The organism is Fodinicurvata sp. EGI_FJ10296 (assembly GCF_040712075.1).
In the GTDB taxonomy this organism is placed as follows: Bacteria; Pseudomonadota; Alphaproteobacteria; order DSM-16000; family Inquilinaceae; genus JBFCVL01.
Genome location: NZ_JBFCVL010000008.1, coordinates 114,521 through 134,788 on the forward strand (window position 1 = coordinate 114,521; position 20,268 = coordinate 134,788).

General features: G+C 64.0%; 13 protein-coding genes. 2 read left to right on the plus strand and 11 right to left on the minus strand.

Annotated features, from left to right (window positions below; translation table 11 throughout):
* The first annotated feature begins 202 nt into the window (after positions 1-202).
* Positions 203-4,198 (plus strand): Ig-like domain-containing protein, encoded by a 3,996-nt coding sequence (locus ABZ728_RS17790; protein ID WP_366657586.1) that lies wholly within the window; start codon positions 203-205, stop codon positions 4,196-4,198.
* Between the two features lie 28 nt (positions 4,199-4,226).
* Here the strand turns inward: ABZ728_RS17790 and ABZ728_RS17795 are convergent, their stop codons facing one another.
* The 8 genes from ABZ728_RS17795 to goxA form a co-directional block, all read right to left on the minus strand.
* Entirely contained in the window at positions 4,227-5,840 is a 1,614-nt protein-coding gene (locus ABZ728_RS17795; protein ID WP_366657587.1) for an MBL fold metallo-hydrolase, read from the minus strand.
* A 68-nt stretch (positions 5,841-5,908) separates the two neighbouring features.
* Positions 5,909-6,910, minus strand: coding sequence for a hypothetical protein (locus tag ABZ728_RS17800; RefSeq protein WP_366657588.1), 1,002 nt, complete (start codon positions 6,908-6,910; stop codon positions 5,909-5,911).
* A gap of 24 nt (positions 6,911-6,934) precedes the next feature.
* Positions 6,935-7,810: a carbohydrate ABC transporter permease gene (locus ABZ728_RS17805; protein WP_366657589.1), complete on the minus strand. Its 876-nt coding sequence runs from the start codon at positions 7,808-7,810 to the stop codon at positions 6,935-6,937.
* A complete protein-coding gene (locus ABZ728_RS17810; RefSeq protein ID WP_366657590.1) occupies positions 7,810-8,889 on the minus strand; it encodes a sugar ABC transporter permease in 1,080 nt (359 codons plus the stop codon). Before ABZ728_RS17810 ends, ABZ728_RS17805 begins: the two co-directional genes overlap by 1 nt.
* Before the next feature lie 78 nt (positions 8,890-8,967).
* Positions 8,968-10,233 carry an extracellular solute-binding protein gene (locus ABZ728_RS17815; RefSeq protein ID WP_366657591.1) on the minus strand — a complete coding sequence of 422 codons (1,266 nt, stop codon included), beginning with the start codon at positions 10,231-10,233 and terminating at the stop codon, positions 8,968-8,970.
* Positions 10,234-10,605: 372 nt separating this feature from the next.
* Positions 10,606-12,192, minus strand: coding sequence for a serine hydrolase (locus ABZ728_RS17820; protein WP_366657592.1), 1,587 nt, complete (start codon positions 12,190-12,192; stop codon positions 10,606-10,608).
* 90 nt (positions 12,193-12,282) lie between these two features.
* A complete protein-coding gene (gene goxB, locus ABZ728_RS17825) occupies positions 12,283-13,404 on the minus strand; it encodes a glycine oxidase maturase GoxB (RefSeq protein WP_366657593.1) in 1,122 nt (373 codons plus the stop codon).
* Complete coding sequence (gene goxA / locus ABZ728_RS17830; protein WP_366657594.1) at positions 13,401-15,455, minus strand: CTQ-dependent glycine oxidase GoxA; 2,055 nt, start codon at positions 15,453-15,455, stop codon at positions 13,401-13,403. Before goxA ends, goxB begins: the two co-directional genes overlap by 4 nt.
* A 394-nt stretch (positions 15,456-15,849) precedes the next feature.
* Between goxA and ABZ728_RS17835 the strand changes: the two genes are divergently transcribed.
* Positions 15,850-17,076: an alpha/beta fold hydrolase gene (locus ABZ728_RS17835; protein ID WP_366657595.1), complete on the plus strand. Its 1,227-nt coding sequence runs from the start codon at positions 15,850-15,852 to the stop codon at positions 17,074-17,076.
* Between the two features lie 28 nt (positions 17,077-17,104).
* Here the strand turns inward: ABZ728_RS17835 and ABZ728_RS17840 are convergent, their stop codons facing one another.
* The 3 genes from ABZ728_RS17840 to ABZ728_RS17850 form a co-directional block, all read right to left on the minus strand.
* Positions 17,105-18,262, minus strand: a complete 1,158-nt coding sequence (locus tag ABZ728_RS17840) for a GAF domain-containing sensor histidine kinase (RefSeq protein ID WP_366657596.1) — start codon at positions 18,260-18,262, stop codon at positions 17,105-17,107.
* Between the two features lie 228 nt (positions 18,263-18,490).
* Positions 18,491-19,141, minus strand: coding sequence for a 2-dehydro-3-deoxy-6-phosphogalactonate aldolase (locus ABZ728_RS17845; RefSeq protein WP_366657597.1), 651 nt, complete (start codon positions 19,139-19,141; stop codon positions 18,491-18,493).
* A 39-nt stretch (positions 19,142-19,180) separates the two neighbouring features.
* Positions 19,181-20,209, minus strand: a complete 1,029-nt coding sequence (locus tag ABZ728_RS17850; RefSeq protein ID WP_366657598.1) for a 2-dehydro-3-deoxygalactonokinase — start codon at positions 20,207-20,209, stop codon at positions 19,181-19,183.
* Positions 20,210-20,268: the final 59 nt, after the last annotated feature.

Sequence of the window (20,268 nt, forward strand, 5' to 3'; positions counted from 1 at the left end):
CGCCACATCCGCAACATCCAATCCGTCAATTAATATAGTGATTAAGTTTACCCGATAAAGGGTCCTGGTTCCATGGCGGCCATTGGGCGGCACGGCCACGCGGCCGGAGCCGCCCCCTGCTCTTGTACCCGGGGGGGCATGCCGGATACGATCCGTTCAAATGCACGGCCAACAGCCATAACAACAGCAAACGGGGGCGGCAATGACCCATCCCGCGGCGGCGCGACGCCGGACCATCCTTGTAACGGCGACAATGCTCCTTCTGCCGGGCGTCGTGTTGGCGCAAGACCGGTTCTGCGATCCGGTCCCCATCCCGGAGATCGCCGGATGCTCGCCCGCCGCCATGCTCGACGCGCTCAACGGCGACCAGATCATCACCGGGCCCCGTTCGCCGCAGGTGGTATTCGCCGAAGGGCAGACGCGGCCCGGCCAGGGCTATCTCGACATTTCCGGACTGGTGGGCGAGTTTGGCTCCGTCTGCGCTCAACCGGTCTCCGCCCTGACGACGGACGGCCTGATCATGTCGGGCGCACTGCGCGACATCTCACCTCGGGATCTGCTGGGCGACGGCGACGTGACCGGCGGCATCGGAACGGTCATGGAATTCATGAGCCGAATGTCGGCGGGCGAAGCGCCGTCGGGCAACATGGACGCCGATATGCTCAATGTCCTGATCCCGCCGGATTCCGATATGCGCGATGTCGTGTTCGAACTCTCCAGCCCGAATGCCTTCACGCTGGAAAGCGGGGTCCTGGGCAATCCGATATGGATCGAACACAGCGGCGCCACCGGGTGGAGTCCCCGCTCGGCCAGTCACTTCGTGGTCCAGCTTCCGGACACCACGCCTGCCGATCTGCAGCCCGGCGAAGTTTACCGCGCCATCGCCACCGCCCCACGCGACGGTGATGGCGCATCCGGAGCGATGCCGACGCTGGCGGCGTTCTACACGACCTGGGACGGCAGGTTCCGACGTTTCAGCCAGCCGGACCAGGCCGCCCCGCCGATGGCCGTGCCGTTTCTCAGGGACATTCAGCGCAATCTGGAACTTCCTGACGGAATCGGCGGTCTGGACATCGCGCAGATGGCAATCTCCGGCGAGGGCCAGGCCTTCGCCGGCGAAATCACCATGGTCGGCGGCCGGCTGAACGGCACCGTAACGATCGATGAGATCACCGATACCACGGTTTACGGACGGCTAGAGCTTTCCGGCGACGCCTGGGCCGAGACCGATACGCGGGAATTCACCTATGACGACGAGGGCCAACTCGATGGCAGCCGGCGGGTCGATATCTCGCAACAGGATGCATCGCTGACGGTCTACGGCGGGTTTGCGGCCCCCAATCAGGGCAGCATGACCCATATCGGCCACAGTGCCGTCGCGATCGACGGACGCGGCGGCGACCGCCCGCCGGTTCTCGGCGTCGAAGCGAATTTTCCCGCCTCCGGGGCGAAGAACCTCGACTTCGACGACCCGCGCCTTGAGGTCGTTTTCGACCGCGCCATCGACCCGGCGAGTATCGGCCCGGGGACGGCCTATCTCGAATACCGCAGCGCCAGCGGCGGCATGGCGCGGGTCGATGTCACCGCCGACGTTGACGACGATACGCTGCACTTCCATCCGGTTGATGCGCTGCCGCCCGGCGCCTGGTACCGCCTGATCGTCGAAGGCGGCCAGACGGGGCCGGCAGGCCGTGACGGCGCGGTATTGCCGGGCCCTTTCGGGCTGACATTCGCGACGGTCCCGGACGAGTTCGAGATCACGCCCGTCGTTATTCAGGTCGCGCGCGACGCGCCGCTGGTCGCCGGCAAGACCACCCTGACGCGGCTTTATATTGACTGGGAACGCCCGGAAGGCACCGTCCACGAATCCTGGCACGTCCGCGACATTCCGGCCAATGCATGGGTCACGGACGAACGTGAGGGGCAGCTTTACGAGACGAAAGAGGACGTGCCCGTGCCGAACGAGGATCTGGCCACCCCCGATCAGCAGCGGGTCGCGAACAACACCGTGAACTTCTTCGGCTGGGACCCGATGCTGCGCGAAACGCGCGAAGTGCTGGGCTTCATCGAGCCTCTCGATCCGTGCGACCAACCGCTGGGCGAAGAAGACGGCAAGACCGGTGTGACCTGGACGGATCTGCAGCGCGACCTCACCTTCGATTATTACATGATGCGGGTTGGCCCCTGGGCGGACGGCATTTCGCCCGCCGCACGGGGTGCGCTGCGATCGGTCGCGCACAACGCCGCTCGTTTTACCCAGCAGACCTTTCCGGTGACCGGCGTCTCCGGGCGCTTTGCCGGCGACTATACCCCGACACGCGACTGGCAGGAACGGTATGGCGACAACCTTCCCGACAGCTATTCCGGCGACGCCGAACTCATGTTGATGAGTGAGCTTCACGATGCGGTCGCCCAGTTCAGCAACGCTGACATGATCGTGGCGTTCCTGCCCACCGAAGTCAGCCAGGGCGGGTCCTCTTACGGGCCGGTACCCTTGGCGGACGGGGGCAACGAGTTCCGCTGGTCCCAGCCGGTCCGATTCCGAACACCCACTGTTGCCATGCAAGGCGTGGCGCGCGGCGCCATGGTGCCCGCCATCACTCATGAATTCGGTCATGGCTTCGGATTACGGCACGTCCCGGACGTCGCGAATGTGGGCGAACGACAGGCAGAGTGCGACTCGGGCCGGACCGAAATGGCGGGCATCGAAGGATTTCGCCTGTCGTTGGACGGCAGTGGCGGCAACAACAAGTCGTTCGAGGAAGGCAACGGTGAAACGACCTGGGGGCTGTTGCCGTTGATGTATCCATGCGCCGAGGAATATTCGAAGCACTTCATCCTGCGTGACTATTATTTGCAGCTGATTGATGGCATTCGCACACATGCGGCCGCAGAAACCCCGGAGAATACCGGTCCAAGCTATGCGCAGTCTCTGCAATCGATACTGGTCGGCGGCCCGGCTCAAGCTGCGGACGGGTGGTCCGACGGGGGTCCACAGCAATTCGTCGTCGTCGGAACCCTCGGCGAAACGACGGCGACCGCCAGCATAGACCGGATGGCGCCAGCCCTGCGGCGCTTCCGCGATACCGGGCCCGAGGGCGACTTCACGCTGATCGCGCGCGACCGAAGCGGCAGCATCCTCGCCCAACGCCCGCTCGGCGCCGACATGACGGGTGAGAACGGAAGTCCGTTCTTCTCGGTCATCTCAACGTCGCGGCCGCCTTTCAGCCTCGAAATCCGTCACGGCGAAAAGACGGTCGCCCAACGGCGCCGATCGCTGTCGCCGCCCCAAATCCACGGCTTTCGGCTGGCGGACAGCGGCGGCGATATTGCGCGGCTGCGCTGGGAGGCTGAGGACAGCGACGACGATCCGTTGCGCTATACCGTGCTGTTCCGCAGCGCAGAGGATGACGGCTGGCGCGTGGTGGCCGTTGCTGGGGACGGCGCCACTGCCGCCGTTCACCGCGCCGCCCTGCCGGCCGGACCCGACCCGACGTTTCGGCTGATCGCCAGTGACGGAATGGATCAGGCGACCGCCGACATTTCCGCCGCAGCCGCCGCGCGGCCTCCGGAATTGTTACCAGAGGCCGACACTGCTGAAGACGGGTCGGACGCCGCCGGCGAAGCCGATTTTGTGCCCGACCCCGGCCCGCCACGCCTCGGCGGCGGCTTGGCCGAGACGGATCCCACGAGCGAGGCGGACGCCGCAGACGACACGCGAGAAACCGGGAACGTTGATGCGCCGGAGCCGCGCTCCGGCAGTGCAGCCGGCGGTTCCAATCTTGGCACGATCGCTTTCGGTGGCGAGAGCCACGAATTCGCCCTGCGCGCATGCACCCGGACGACAGTCGGTCCCGACACCCGGCTCATCGACATCTCCGGCGCGACGGCACCTGAGGGCCAGACGCGGCTGGTCGTCAGCGCTACCATCGCCGACTTGCCCGGCGGCGGCAATCAGGTGGTCGAGGCCCGCCGGGTCGATGCCGGCGGCGATGAAATCGCGGTCTACGTCGCGATGCGCACGAACCAGGGCGGCGAATGGGTGACCGGCCTGGGCGATCCCGCCAATGGCCCGCTTCTGACCGTCGATGGCACGACGATCAGCGGGTCGGGCGAGTTCCTCGACCGCACCGGCATGCCGGAATCCTTGGGAACCGGCCGGTTCGAAGCGCATTGCCAGTCCTTTTCGGATGGATGACACCCCCGGCGGCATCGCCGGGGCCGCATCACCGCTCGCTGAGGGCGCGGCGCAGCCGCCTTAGCAGCGCGTTTCGAGCCCGTTCATCCGCCAAGCGATCCAGCGCGTCGTGGATATCGATGGCAAGCTGCGCATAGTCGTTGTGCCAATCCTCGCGCCCCATCGCTTCTTTGGGCAGCCTTGGATGCGGTACGGCAGGCGGGGCCGGAGGGGCACGCGGCGCCTCTCGCGGTCCGGCCAGGTCAACCACGGAATCAAGCTCGGGACAGGAAATCCGGTCGATCGCCAGCCCTGCCGCCCCCAGACGCTCGACCATGGCGCTGCGGGCATCGTCTTCGCCATGGACCAGAAAAATCGTGCCGCCGACCGGCAGCCGGCCGGTTACCCAGTCGATCAATTCCGCTGAATCAGCATGGCCGCTATAGCCGTCGAGCGTGCGGATCCGGGCGGCGACGGCGGTTTCCTCGCCATGGATGCGCACGACCTTGCGGCCTTCCTGCAACAAGCGCCCCATCGTGCCAACCGCCTGAAATCCGGTCAGCAACACCGTGCAGTCCGAGCGCCACAAATGCGCCTTCAGGTGATGGCGGATGCGCCCGGCGTCGCACATGCCGCTGCCGGCCATGATGATGGCGCCGCCCCTGATCCGGCCGATCGCCTTGCTTTGTTCCACCGTCTCGGTGATTTTCAGGTTGCGCAAGGTGAACGGATCGACCCCGCGGGGCATGTTTTCCAGCTCGTGGGCGTGTTTGGCAAAGACGGCCGTCGCCCGTGCGGCCAACGGCGAATCAAGGAACACTGGAATCGATTTCAGGGCACCGGACACGAACAGGGCAGCAAGATCGACCAGAATTTCCTGGGTACGCTCCACAGCAAAGGCCGGAATGAGCAGATTGCCACCTCGATCGATGGCCGTTTGCACCTCGTCCCGCAGCACCTCGCGCCGCTCGGCAACGTCAAGACGCACCCGGTCCCGCGCGCCATAGGTGGACTCGCAGATCAGATGATCGATCCCCGACGGCGCCGCCGGGTCGGGGTGAAACAGCTTGTGGCCGGGACCAATATCGCCGGAGAACAGCAACCGCGTCCGGTCTCCGCCCGTCGTGCCCGCCTCCTCGACCGCGAGTTCGACCGAGGCTGAACCCAGCATATGCCCGGCATTCCAGAATCGCGCCGAAACGCCGGCTCCCGGCTCGATCCAGGCGTCATAGTCGACGGGCCGCAACCGGTCCAGCGTATGGTCGGCATCCTCGGCCGAATAGATTGGCGTCACCGGCTCCTGGCCGCGCTGCCGCCTGCGGCGATTCAGGCGTTCGACCTCCGAGGCCTGAACATTGGCTGAGTCGGGCAGAACGAATTGCAGCAGATCGCAGGTCGCGGTCGTGGCGTAAATAGGCCCCTTGAATCCGGCGGCGACCAGTTTGGGCAGCAGCCCGGCGTGGTCGATATGGGCATGCGTCAGCAGAACGAATTCCAGCGCAGCGGGGTCGAAGGGAAACCCCTGATAATTCAGTTCCTTAACTGTTTTCGTGCCCTGAAACATGCCGCAGTCGATGAGAAACGCACCGGCCGGCGTGGCGAGGCGAAAGCAAGATCCGGTGACGGTGCCGGCCGCCCCGTAGAACCCCAATTCGACCGTCACCTCAACCCCCTATGCCTGTCCGTCGACGCCCGGTGCACAGCGACGGCTTCCATCATAGACGGATCGCGTCACGCGGTCGAATGTTCAAGCGATAGGCGGCCCTCGGCATTGACGACAACCGGAACCGGATCGGCGATCGCGCCGACAAACGGTTCGTCGCCTACGGTCTGAAGAAAGCCCAGCAGAACCAGCCCCTCGTCCGTGGCGACAATCTTACCGGCATAACGACGGCAGGGATCGGCGCCGTCGAGGAACGGCCCCGGTGCGACCGTCCAGGGACCGCGCGGGTCGGGCGCAGTCAGATAATGGGTGCCCGTAACCGGCACCCCGGGATAGGCGTCGCGCCATGCGCGCGACCAATGCGCATGCTCGTTGCAGAACAGGCAGTACCAGCGCTCCCGCCACCGGAAGACCTGCGGCACTTCCATCTGGCCGAACATGCCACCGCGATAGACCGGCGGCTGCAGCGTCCAGTCATAAAGATCGGGCGACGTCGCAAAGCCGATGGTGCCGCCGGCATTGGCCTCGGCGGTGCTCGGCTCCCGCGCGGTGAAATACATCAGCCAACCGTCGCTATCGGGATCGCAGATAACCCAGGGGTCGCGCATCGCCCGGTCGTGCCAATGGCCGGGGCTGTATTCCTCATAGTCGGGATGCAGCACGCCATTGTCGTCGACGATATCCAGCGCCGGTTCGGTGCCGACACGCACCCAATTGTGCAAATCGGTCGACACGGCATGGCCGATGCGTTGCTTCATACCGTTATCGGCCCGAGACGTGCCGGTATAGAACAGATGCCAGCGTCCGTCCTCCGCTCCGCCATGCACGACCGATCCGGTCCAGGTCGTCAGATCGTCGAAAGCCGGGCCGCCGGATGGCCGAAAACAGGTTCCAAGCGGCGTCCAGGCCCGCAGGTCCCGGCTGACCGCATGTCCGACAGAAACATTCCAATGGCGAAGATCCGGATCTCCCAGCGCCTTGTCCGCCTGAAGAAAAAAGACGTGCCAGTCGGCCCCGTCGCGGGCGAGCCAGAAATCCCATATCCATTTGTCGTCGAGTGCGAGTACCACGAAGCCCCGTTCCTTTGACTGTTACTATCCCTTGATGCCGCTGCCGACGACCGATTGCACGAATTGCCGCTGAAACAACAGGAAAAGTGCGAGAATCGGCAGCGTGATCAAGGCGGCATAGGCCATGATTTGCCCCCATTCGACGGTGCGGCCGAAGAAGATCTGGATGCCCGGCATGACCGGCCGCGCGCCTTCGCCCTGCACCACCATGACCGGCCAGAGATACTGATTCCACATCGCCATCAACAGGATAATCGCGACGGTCGAAATGATTGGCTTGGCGTTCGGCATGACGATCCGCCAGTAAATGTCCCACGGCGTGGCGCCGTCGACGGTGGCGGCTTCATCCAGTTCGCGCGGGATATCCCGAAAGAACTGATAGAAGAGATAGACCGAGAACGCATGGCCGATGAAGGGAATGATCTGGACGTGATGGGTATTGAACCATCCCCAATCCAGGACCGGCCAGCCGCCGGACAGGCCAATCGACGGCAGTTTCGACACCAGCACCAGCAGGGGAATGGCGATGGCTTCGAACGGAATGATCAAAAGCGCGATCACGCCGACCAGCACCATTTCACGGCCGCGCCAGCGCATACGCTGCAGCGAGAACGCCAGCATCGAGTTGACGATTACACCGGCCCCGACGGTGATCAACGAAATCAGAAGTGAATTGGCGAGGTAATAGATGAAGCTCGTCTCGAACAGAACATAGCGGAAGTTCTCAAGCCCGATATCGCCCACGGGCAGAAACGCCCAGATCGAACGGGCGTCGGCCAGGATCGAATTACGATCCTTCAGCGCGGACATGAACATGAAAACGATCGGAAAGGCGAAATAGCACCCCACGAGACCCATGACGGCATAGATCCGGACGCGGCTTGAGCTTTTCTTCGTCATCACTCGCCCCCCTTGTCGATCAGACGCCGCTGAATCAGTGCAACTCCAAGAACCAGCAGGAAATAGACCAGCGTGATGGTGGATCCGTATGCGATGTTCTGTTCGCGAAAGCCGGTGCGCACGGCATGGTACACGACCGTGGAACTGGCGCCGCTGGGGCCACCGCCGGTCATCACATCGATCTGCGTGAACAGGCCAAAGGCCAGGATGGTGGTCGATATGACCACGAATACTGTCGTGTTGCGTAATCCCGGTAGAGTAACATGGCGGAATTTCTGCCAGGGCGTTGCGCCGTCAACCGATGCGGCGTCGTACAGGTCACGGTTGATGCCCTGCAATCCCGCGAGAAAGATCAACATCTGAAAGCCGGCGCCCTGCCATGCGGACATTACGGCAATGGCTGGAATCACCAGCGCCTCCGACCCCAGAAAGTTGAACGGTCCGAGCGTGCCGAGACTGAGAAATCCGACGAAGCCGTTGATCATGCCGTGGTTGGGGTCGAGCAGGAAAGTCCAGATGATGGAAACCACGACCATCGAGGTAACGACCGGCATGAAGTAGACGAGGCGAAAAAAGGTTCGCCCTGGAATCATTCGATTGACCAGCAGAGCCAGAGCCAACGCCGACCCGCACTGAAGCGGAACGACCAGAAAGGCAAACAGGAATGTGTTGAACAACGACTGCCAGAACATCGGGTCCTGGCTGAGCAATACGTATTTCCGCTCAAAGACCTCAACTTCGATCATCGGCCGGTACCGGCGAAGATCGGGATCGGCGCGAAGGATGCCGCGCAGGGCCGGAAAAACAGCCTGGCCCTGTTCGTCGGTCACGGTCGCGCCGGTTTCGGTCGTGTCGGGATCGACGGCAATGACCGACAGCCCCAGAAGACGCTCGTAATTCTGCAGTCCGACGAAACTGGTCGGATTGGGCGAAATCAGTCGCTGGTCGGTAAAGGTCAGGACGAGCGCCAGAAAGAACGGCACGATCACGAACAGCGTGATCAGTGCCGCCCCCGGCCCGGCCATCATGGCGACCGAGGTCCAGCGGGCCGTCGTCAGCGATCGCGATGTGCCGGACATTCCGCGCTCCGCTCAGGTTCCCGGTGGTTGGCCGAAAACCGGCCGGTGGCGGCGCCCCCGGCCGATCATCGATGCAGGCTATTCGAAGCCATAGCCCTGATTGTCAGCGATGTTGATTTCGACCGCATCGACATAGCCATCGAGCGCGGATTGAACGTCAGCGCCATTCATGATGTCACGGAAGACCCGCTCGAACGTCGAACTGATAAAGGGATATCCCGGCGTTTCCGGCCGCAGCATTGCGAAGCGGTCGGCGAACTCGAAGAATATCCGGGCTTCCTGGCCCTCCTGATAGTAATCCGACATGGGCAGCGCATCGGCGGATACCGGGATGAGACTGGTCGCGTTCGACGCTTCTGCGATCTTCTCCGGCGTCATCAGCATGGCGATGAAATCGGCGGCGGCTTCGGGATGCTCGCAACTGGCGGAAACGCCCCACTGCCAGGAAGCAGCACCGATCACGGGGCCATTGCCCATATCAGGCAATGGCATCACGACAAGATCGTCGCCGAATTGTTCCTTTAGTGGCCCGTAATTCCACGATCCGGAATAATGAAATGCCGTCTCACCGTTCGCCAGACCGCCGCCGCCGGAATTGGTCGAGGCATGGCCGTCGGTGAACAGGGATTGAAACCACGTCGCCGCTTCGACGGCTTCCGGACCGTTAGCCACGCCTTCGGCAGTCAGGAACGTCGAGCGATCGATCAGATCGCCCCCCGCCGACTGAATCAACGGCGCGAAGGCATAAGCGAACCACTCACCCTGTGTGCCGGATTCAACGTCGATGGCGAAATTGAAGTCGCCGCTTGCCGTGATCGTCTCAAGGATTTCCGACAATTCGTCGGCGGTATAGGGCTCCTCGACCGTTGCGGCGCGGAATCCATATTCATCCAGCGTCGATTGTGTCGAATAAAGCGTCAGCGCTGCGTCCCAAAGCCCCACCGAATACAGGCTGTCCTGATAGGTCCCGCGGGCGCCGGTCGTAAACGCATCGGCGAAGTCTTCGCCCAGATAGGGCGTCAGTTCGGCAACATGGCCACCCCATGCAAAGCTGGGCACGACCGGCTGATCCATATCGAAAACACACGGCAAGGTGCCCGCCGCAGCAGCCGCCTGAATTGTATTGGTATAGCTGCCTTCGGGTATCAACTCGCGCACGATCCGGAATTCGGACTGGCTGGCATTGAACTCGGCGATGGCGTCGGCGAAAAAGTCCAGTTCGGCCTGGTTGGCCGTTTCATGCTCCCAGAGCAGCAGTTCGGTCTGAGCCATGGCTGGCGCGAACAGAGCCGGCGTCAGGGTCAATATGGCAGCCGCGCTGCCGAACAGGATTCCTCTTTTCATTCGTGCTTCCTCCCTCTGGTTCGTTGAATCGTCCCGGTCGGTCGACACCGATTCATGACCGTGGCCGTACAGCCTCCCATCACCACGCGACGGAGCCGCGGATCCGGGTCCACCGTCGGCACGATTCGAGAGTGCTGTCGGGCTGGAATCGGATGCCGACGCCCACACCGATCAGGACGAGGAGGCTTTGGAAGGGGCCACAGGACCTGAGTTCGCCGCAGAAGGGCGCTGGATGTCGGCACCGGGCGGATATCCCGGGTGACACCAGCGTTATACCTTCTGACAGAGTGAGTCGGCAACCCCTGGATGAGGAATACGAAAATTATTTAATCAAAAGATGCATTTCAGCTTGTCGATTGCGGGGTTCCGGCCTCAGGGTCGCCGAAACGTGCCCATCCCGGCGCGGTCAAAGAACTCCACCCGAAGACTTCCCATCGCTTCAGTCTCATCCAACGAGAAATCGACCGCCGAGATGGTTCCGATCGGTGCATTTTCGTTCTGGATATCGAACACGAACCGGTCGCCCGACCAATGGCGCAGGGGATAGACCTGCGGTTCCGGGCCGATCGACAGATGGAGTCGGTCACCCTCGACCCCGATCTCGACGGGCCCGAAATAGGCGTTGTCGTAGGTGCCGGCATAGGCGTCAGCGGTACGAGCCGGTTCGGGATCGACAGGCGGTTCGGTGCCGACGAGGCTGCCGATCGGTTCGCTGATCGATGCCATCATCGGCTGATAACCGGCCAGCCAGTCGCGCGTGACTTCTCCGAACTGGACCAGATCGGCAAAGGCGGCGCCGATGGTCTCGACCGCCCCGACCGGCGCCGCATTGCTGAGGACCACGATGCCGGTATCCGCAGAGGGGATGATCGAATAATGTGTCGCCCAGCCCAGGGCAAAAGCGCCGGAATGACTGAGCACGACCCGTCCGGAGGGTTGATAGCCGACGCCGAAGCCAAAGCCGTAAAAGCCCGCCCGGGCATCGACAGTCCGGGGTGGCGACGAGATCGCCTGCGGACTGGTCGCGGCAAGCAATGCCTCGGCATCGATGATCGGCGTGCCGTCGATGCTGCCGTCATCGAGTACCATGATCATCCAGCGGGCCATGTCGATCGCGGTTGAGTTGACGCCGCCCGCCGCCGTCTGGGCATCCGGCCGGCGCTCGAACCGCGCTTCGTAGCTGCCGTCGACCAACACATGTCCGGCGGCACGGTTGGACCGGGCGAGAAAATCGTCATGGCGCGAACTCGTCCGGGTCATCCCGGCCGGCTCATACAGAACGGTCTCGGACAAGGCTTCCCACTGCGTGCCCGACGCGGCGGCAACCGCCTCGGCCGCAGCCATCAGACCGAAGTTCGTATAGGCATAATCATCGCGAAACGCGGCGAGCGGCAGGTGGCGCAGCCGCTCCAGCGTCGTGCGCCGGTCGAAGCCGAGATCCTCCAGATCGTCACCGGCGTGTCCGGGAAGGCCCGTCCGGTGTGCAAACAGATCACCGATGGTGACGGCCCCGGTCACCCACGGATCGGCCAGTTCGAACCAGGGCAGATGCTCGGCCACCGGCGTATCCCAGGCTATCACGCCCTCGCCCACCTGACCGGCCACGACGCTCGCCGCCAGGGACTTCGACAGCGACGCGATCTGGAAGACCGTCTCCGGCGTCACTGGTGCATCCTCGCCAATCCGGCGCAGGCCATAGCCCTCGGCCAGCACGACCCGGCCCTCGTGGACGACCGCAACCGCCAGCCCGGGCACACCGGTCGCCGCCATGACGTCGCCGATCACGTCGTCCAGGGCCGCGACGGCCATTTCCACCCGGCCCTCGGGTATCGGCACGCCGGCGGTCTCGGCCGGAGATAGCGGCTGGCCGACGGCAGCGGAGGACATCACGACGCTGGCGATCGCCATCACGACCGGTCCGCCCCACATTGAAATTCCGCGCTGCTTGAATGAATCCATTGTCACGATGCCGCCCCGGTCGTTGATTCTTCTATCCGCGATGATACCGATTTCCGGCCCGGTCGACGGCAGATTCGCAGCAGCTGTATGCTATCGATCGGTCCGTGGCGCCTGACGGCGGCGCCAGAACGGTGAGTGGCCGAACCGGCGCTCCAGCGCATAGATCGCAGCCCGCTGTTCGGCAAACCGCTGCGCGCCCGCCCGAACCGCACCCGCATAGGCATCGAGCGAAGCGCCATCGCCGCCGAGCCAGTCGGCCGCAGCCGTGCCAGCCCGGGCGCCGGTCCAGAGTGCGGTGGTGATGCCATGCGACGACAGCGGATCGAAGGCCGCGGCGGCATCGCCAACCGCGGCCCAGCCCGATTGCGCGTCTGCAGCCGGTTCCAGCCGGGTAACACCCGCACTGGCCAGCCGAGGGGCCGTCTCGACAGAAAAACCGGCATCATCGATCCAGCGGCCGACATGCGCGGTTCCGGCAAGCAGGTTGCGCCAGGCGGTCGTGTCATGCGACAGCCCGGCCGGCAGCAGGTCCGGGTCGGAAAACCAGGCAACCGAAAGCCGCCCATCGGGCAAAAGCGCCGCGTAGAACCAGCCATGCTCGGCCGATTCGATCAGCGTGGCCGGGGTTGGCTGAACGCTGTCGTCGCGATGCGGCAGGATCGAACAGGCGGCCACCATTTGGTCGGTCCGGCAATAGTCAGCCCGCTGGCGACCGAACACTGCGGATCGGCCGCTGGCGTCGATGACCATACGCGCCTCGATCGCGCGGCTGCCTTCGCTGCCAACGACCGACAGATGCCAGAGGCCGTCGCGCGCCGCTGCCGTCTTGAGCGGCCAGGTTCGCCGGTCGCTGACATGGTCGGCCGCAGCAGCGAGATCGTCTTCGAAGCGGCCCCTGTCCAGCACACGCCCGGGGCCTTCGAGATGAATGGCGGCGTTGCGCTCAACGAGATGCGCCGACCCCCAGGCCGAAAACGTCGCATTCGACGGCCGGTGGGGCGGTGACGCGAGCAGGTCCTCAAGGCCGAGAGAGGCGAGGACCGGCTGCGCGGCCGGCGAAAGCGACTCACCGACCGGCTCGACGCGTCGATCGCGCTCCGGCGCCAGCCAGAGCGCGCGGATACCCCGCCGGGCGACCGCCACGCAGGCGGCAGCGCCAGCAACCCCGCCGCCGACCACCGCGACATCAACGCGCTCAGCGGTTTCCGTCACCCAGGCAGGTCTCCGTCAGCGGGCCGCCAGTCGAAGCGCAGTTCCATGTTGCCACGGCCGGTCTCAACGAACATTTCCGCCGGAATCGCGGCTGGTCGGTCCGGATCGTCCGGGCCCGGGCGTTTCTCAATGAAGCCCATGCGCTGCCACAGCCGGATCATGTTGGTGATGCCGTCCCAGTAGCTGGCATTGGCGTGATAGCCGATGCCGGCCACCCCGCGCGACCAGGCGACGCGGTTTTCGAAGGAGCGCACCCGTTGATCCGGCGCCAGATCGGGGCGCATGACCTGCTCGTAATGGGCTTCCGGCAGCACGTCGATCGGCAGCAGCGCCGGCCACCAGACGGCGGTCGGGAAATCCTCCTGCATTTCCACCTGCTGGCAACTGAACGCGTCACACTGCCAGGGCAATCCCATCCAGCGGGTCAGATCGCCCGGCATCTGCGGGCCGATCGGCGGCGGCGCGCCGTTGCCACCGTCGAAAGCCGTTTCGGGCGTGAGCAGCCGGCCGATATTCTGAATCAGGCTGTCGCGGTCGCCGAGCGCGATGCGGAACGGCTCCGTGCTTTGGCCATGCGCCCGCGCGTACATGGCCTTCAGGCGCAGATAATAGGTCAGCTCGACACCCGGATGGAACGCACCGCCGGAACAGGGTTCAAGCGCCGCCTCGGTCAACGCCGCCGGCTGGTTGGCCGGATCGATGTCGTCGAGACGTGTGATTGCGTCGGTTTCGGCATCGTCAAAGTCGTTAACGAAATCGCCCGCCGCCCAATGCTCAAGGAATGAATACTGCAGCTTGGGAAACTGGAACCATTGCAACGGACTGCCGTCATAGTTGATCCCGTCGCCCAGCATATAGGGCATTTTCAGTTGTTCTTCCCGGAACGCCTCGGGTCCGAGATTGTCGGGATCGCGGAATTTCTCGAACACAGAGCGGCGGAACTCGGCGTTGTCGGCACCGGGATCGGCGAGCCGCGCCAGATAAGCCGGATCGGCGAAGTCGCCGACATCGAGCCAGCCCTGGCGCAGGTTCGCCGCCGCAGCCACCCATTCCATCAGCGCGAGGCGGCGAAAGGTTGGGTAAATGTGCCGGCGGAACGACAGCGGCAGTTCCGGCGCCTCGCTCCAGCCTTCGCTGACATTGAGATCCTCGATCACGTCGAAAAGCGTGGTGATCGGCGGAATCTCCGGGGCGAAATTCGGGCCGACACTGGCGACCCAGCCGTGGTCGGCGTCCATGGTGCGGCCGTTCGGCATTGTGATGCGCGCCCGCACCGGGCCGTCGCACCAGTCGTCGTGCCATCCGTCATTGTCGGCAAAGCTTGTGATCGGGCTGTTGACCGGGCTGTGAGAAACGCCGTCCGGCGGAAAAACCAGAAGCCGCCCCCGGTCGTCGGTGCGCAGATGACCCAGGCCGACGGACTCGGAGCCGTAAAAGACCCCACCCATCGCATAGCGTGACTGGTCGCCGTCGGTATTGGTGCCGGCGCCCCCGATCGTCGTCTCGCCGCCGTCGATGACCAGCATGCGCTCGCGCTCGGCGTCGTCGACGAAATACTGATTGCGCCGCTGCCCGGGCAGGCCGGGGGCGGCGTCGCCGTTGTCGAGCGGATTGTTGAAGCCGTACCAGGCGGCCTTCGTGTTGGCGACGTGGACGCTCCAGGAGATGTCGGCGTCATCGGCGGTCACTTCGCCGATCACCCGGTCCTGATCGTCGAACGCATAGACGCGGAACCGCTGGACCTGCTTCTTGATGAGCTGCTCGCCGTCCTTGAAGCCGCCGTCGGCCTGCGGCGGCAGGCCGGGCACTTCGGGGGCAAGAAACCACCGCGGGCTGCCGCCAACGCGCGAAATGCCGATGGCGGGGTAAATTCCCAGCCGCGCGACCTCTGCCCCCTCCGGCGCCAGCCCGGCACTGGCCCGCGCGATGGTTGGTTTCGCCAGAAAGGGAAAAGCGGCAGCAACAGCGCCGGCCCCGGCACCGGCCCCGGCACCGGCCAGGAAATCGCGGCGTCGCAGAACGTTCGTCGGCTTGAAGGTGGAGTCGTCCATGCAGGCACCCTTGCAGATCAGAAAATCGTTGCGAAAGATATCAGACCCGCCATACCGCGAAAAGACAACCCCGAGACTTGCACTCACTGATTTTCAAGGATAAATTCCTTAACCAACTTACCGAAGGCGGCTGCGCCGCGCAGCTGATCCGTAGAAGTGCTTAGTATTATCTTAATGGTTTTTATCGCCACCCTCTATACCATGCTCCATATTCATGCCAGCTTCATGAAAGTATAGCGGAACCGGTTGAATTGGCGCGACACGCTCCGGTATCAACGATTTCACGAGTGATGGCAGCAGACGGCATCTCCCACCTTCCTGGCCGAACAGGCTCCAACGGGTGAACTGACGCCTCCTCTTGCCGCTCTCGCTGCCGCCGATGGAGAAAATACCGATGAGATCCGATAAATTCGTATTCATGAGCGCGTCAGGCCATGAACTGGCTGCCCGGATGGAGCAGCCGGCGGAGCAGCCGCGCGCCTACGCATTGTTCGCCCACTGCTTTACCTGCGGCAAGGACAGTCTCGCGGCCAGCCGAATCGCCAGGGCGCTGACCGAGCACGATATTGCCGTACTGCGTTTCGACTTTACCGGCATCGGCGGCAGCGACGGCGAATTCGCCAACAGCAACTTTTCGTCCAATGTCGAGGATCTCGTCGCCGCCGCCGACCATCTGCGGGATCGGTTCTCTGCCCCCGCCATCCTGATCGGCCACAGCCTTGGCGGCGCGGCCATGCTCGCCGCAGCCGGGCGGATTCCCGAAGCGCAGGCCGTCGCCACGATCGGTGCGCCCTACCAGCCCCGGCACGTGGCCCATCTTTTCGCCGATCACCTGCCGGAGATCGAGAGCGAGGGCCACAGCCAGGTCACGCTGGCAAGCGGCCGGTTCGAGATCAACAGACAGTTTGTGGACGACCTCGACCGGCACGACCCGGCGGAATCCATCGGTAATCTCCGCAAGGCGCTGCTGGTCCTCCATTCCCCGACCGACGAATTCGTCGGCATCGACAATGCCGCGTCGATCTTCCAGGCTGCCCGCCATCCCAAAAGCTTCATCTCGCTCGATTCGGCCGATCATCTGCTGACGGCGAAACGCGACGCCGCATATTGTGCTGCCGTGCTTTCGGCCTGGGCGTCGCGCTATATCGGCATGGATGCCAGGGACGAACCGCGGGAAGACAGATCAGCGGAAAAGGATGTGGTCACCGTCTCGGAAACCGGCGACGGCAAGTTCCAGCAGCGCGTCGTTGCCGGTCGGCATTATCTGACGGCCGACGAACCGGAAAGCGTCGGCGGCACGGACACCGGCCCCTCACCCTATGACCTGCTGCTGGCCGGACTCGGCGCTTGCACGGGGATGACCATTCGAATGTATGCAGATCGGAAGGCCATCACGCTCGACCGGGTCTCCGTCACGCTGCGCCACGACCGGATTCATGCCGAAGACTGCGCCGACTGCGAGACGACAACCGGCACGGTCGACAGGATAACCCGCACGATCGTTCTCGACGGCGTGGAAAGCGACGAAGACCGTGCGCGGTTGATGGCCATCGCGGACAAATGCCCGGTTCACAAGACCCTGACGAACGAAATCGATATCGTCACCATCGGCGGCGCGTAGCGATCGGTCGGCATTGCAGGCACCGTAATCAAGCCGGATCGGAGTGGCGCGGCCAGTTCAGCGTGACGGTCGTTCCGGCATTGACTTCACTCTCGATATGGAGTTCGCCGGCCATACCCTGCATCAGCCGCTTCGAGAGCGCCAGGCCCAGCCCGCTGCCCGGCGTCGCGCTTTTCTCCGCCGACAGCGCCCGGGTGAACGGCTCACCGATCATCTGCAACGTTTCATCGTCGATGCCCACGCCGGTATCGGCGATCGCGATTGCCGCATGGTCTTCATGCACTCCACCGGAAAGGGCAACGACCCCACCTGTCGGCGTGTATTTGACCGCATTGCCAAGAATATTCAGCAGCACCTGACGGCATCGCTGCCGATCGGCCACGACCGGCAGCGGATCGTCGCCGATGGCGTCATTGATGGTAATCCGGTTGGCCGCGGCTTTGGTGCGCAACAGATGCAGGCACCAGAGGGCTTCGTCGCCGAGGTCGATCGGCTCCGGATGGAAATCGGGTCCGTCGGCGTCGATCCTGGAAATCGCCAGGATGTCTTCGATCAGCCCAAGAAGGTGGCGGCTGCTTTCAAGGATGTCGGCGGTATAGGCCTTGTACCGGATATTGCCGAGCGGACCGAAAAGCTCCGCGTCGAGAATTTCCGTGAATCCGATGACAGCGTTGAGCGGGGTACGCAGCTCGTGGCTCATGGTCGCAATGAAGACCGATTTTGCCCGGCTCGCGGCTTCGGCCTGGTGCTGCTTTTCCAGCGCGCTCCTTCGCGCTTCGTCCGACCGGATGTGATCACTGATGATACGGCCGGCGGCCTGGGCCAGATTGGCCAGAATCTTGAGCATATCCGGCGAAAAATCATGCCGGGGCTGCACATCGAGGACGCATACCGATCCGGTCCGCTGACCACTGTCGAGCACGATCGGTGCGCCCGCGTAGAACTGGAATCCGGGCTCCCCGACAACCATCGGGTTGTTCCTGAAGCGGTGATCCAGGCGTGAGTCCGGAACCACCAGCGGCGCGTCCAGTCCCACCGTCGTCACGCAGAACGCCTGGTCCACCGGGGTTCCCGTCATGGCGGTACCGTGTCGGCCCAGGAACAACTGGCGATGCCGCGTAAGATAGGTCACCAGCCCGATGGGCAACGCGGTGGTCTGCGCGGCAACTTCGGCGATAGCACTCAAGGCGGCATCAGCATTCAAATTCTGGGGAACTGAAATTCCGCTGCTTTTAAACGAAATGCTATCTTCTGTTGTGGGTACCAACGATAGAGATCCTGGGTAATTTTGCGCGCAGAATACAGGGTTGTTATTCGCGTATTCTGAAGCACAAGTCCATCAATGATTTCCCTTGTGACTGAATCGCAATGCTTGACCTGTACCCGAGAATCCGATCGTTCGATCCACACGCCCTCAGCACAACAGATCGCCATTCGGCGTCAGTGCGTTCCACGCTTCCACGAATCGGCGCGCCGAGGTCGAGACCGCCGCCGGTGTGCGTCCGGGCTTGTAAAGCGCCGATCCGAGCCCGAAACCCGATGCGCCCGCAGCCACATATTCAGCCATGCTTTCCGGCCGGATGCCGCCGACCGGCAGTAGCGGCGTTCCCGGCGGGATGACGGCCGTCATCGCCTTGACCACGACTGGCGGCAAAATTTCGGCCGGGAACAGCTTCAGCCCGTCCGCGCCGGCCTTGAGACAGGCGAAGGCTTCCGTTGGCGTCGCGATACCCGGTATGCACCAAAGACCGCTGTCGACGGCGGCACGCACGATCTCGACATCGCCATGGGGCGTAACGATCAGGCGCCCGCCAGCGGTGGCCACTTCGCCCACATCGCTTGGCGTCATGACCGTCCCGGCCCCGATGACGCAGCTGTCGCCGAAACGGTCGGAAAGCTGCGAAATCGCTTCCAGCGCCCCGGGCCGGTTCAGCGGCACCTCGATGATGCGAAAACCGCTGTCGACCAGTGCCTGACCGATCGGCAACGCCGCCTCCGGCATGATCCCGCGCAGAATCGCGATCAGCGGAAGTTCCCTCATGGCTTGGTCGAGTTGTGTGGCCATTCGACGTCCCCTTGTTGATAGTGCAGCAAACCGGGTTCGTTAACGCAGCAATCCGGCCGCCCGGGCAATGCGCTCCAGACCGGCAAAGGCGCTGTCATGCGACCAGGGCTCGGGCGTCCAACCCTGCACCGCGCCCTGGGCCTCCAGTGCACCCTGGTAGAGACCGACCAGCGGCCCGTCGCCGAGAATGACGACGCGCGCGCCGTCCAGGGTTCCCGACGTGCGGGCATTCAGCGCAGCCGTCGCTTCCCGCGCTTCCGATCCGATCACCAGACCGGACAGAAACGCCTCCTGGTCGCTGCCGCCGAGCCGGTCGAAAAGCCCACGGGTGCGAACCCCGAACAGCCGGTGCAAAAGCCCCCCGGCGGCCGGATCGGGGTCGATGCCCGCCGCCGCACCGGCGGCGAACGACGGGTCCTCTGGCGCCGGCGGGGTGGCGCGGCGTTCGATCGTCCGGGACAGCAGGCTATGGTCGCGCATCGCGGCAAATACCTCGCCGGACATGAAGGTCATGAACGACGTCAGCCGCCCTTCCTCGACCAGCGCCCATTTGCTGTGAGTGCCGGGCAGGACGAACAGCCCCGATCCCGACGGATCGTCCAGCGCCCCCAGTATCTGGGTTTCCTCGCCGCGCATGACATCGGGCATGCCGCCGTCGTCGCGGCAAACGCCGGGCACAAGCTGGACCGGACGGTCGAAAGGGACCGGCGTCAACTGCCGCGCGAGCCCCGCCAGCGGCGCGGGGCAGCGGGCATAAGGCGCCTCGACCCAGCCCTGCCGGCTGCCGATCATGCCCGACATCAGGATCGGCGCAACGCCGCCGGCCCTTTGTTCCCGACCCCACATTTCTTTCTCACCCAGCGCCGACAGGACACGACGAAGGACGCCGGCGAAATCACCGTCGGTAACCGATGCAATTCCCCATGGCTCTGATACGCGGGGGGCCCCGTCCCGCTCACCTTCGGCCCCCTCACTTTCAGTCGCACCGGATTGAAGAACCCGCGCCCGCAAACGGGTCGTGCCCCAATCCACCGCGATCAACCGCCCGTTCGGCTCCGACAACGCCATGATCCGTTTCCCTCGGTTCCTGTCTGCTCGCATACGAAAGTCGGCCGACACACCTCCGG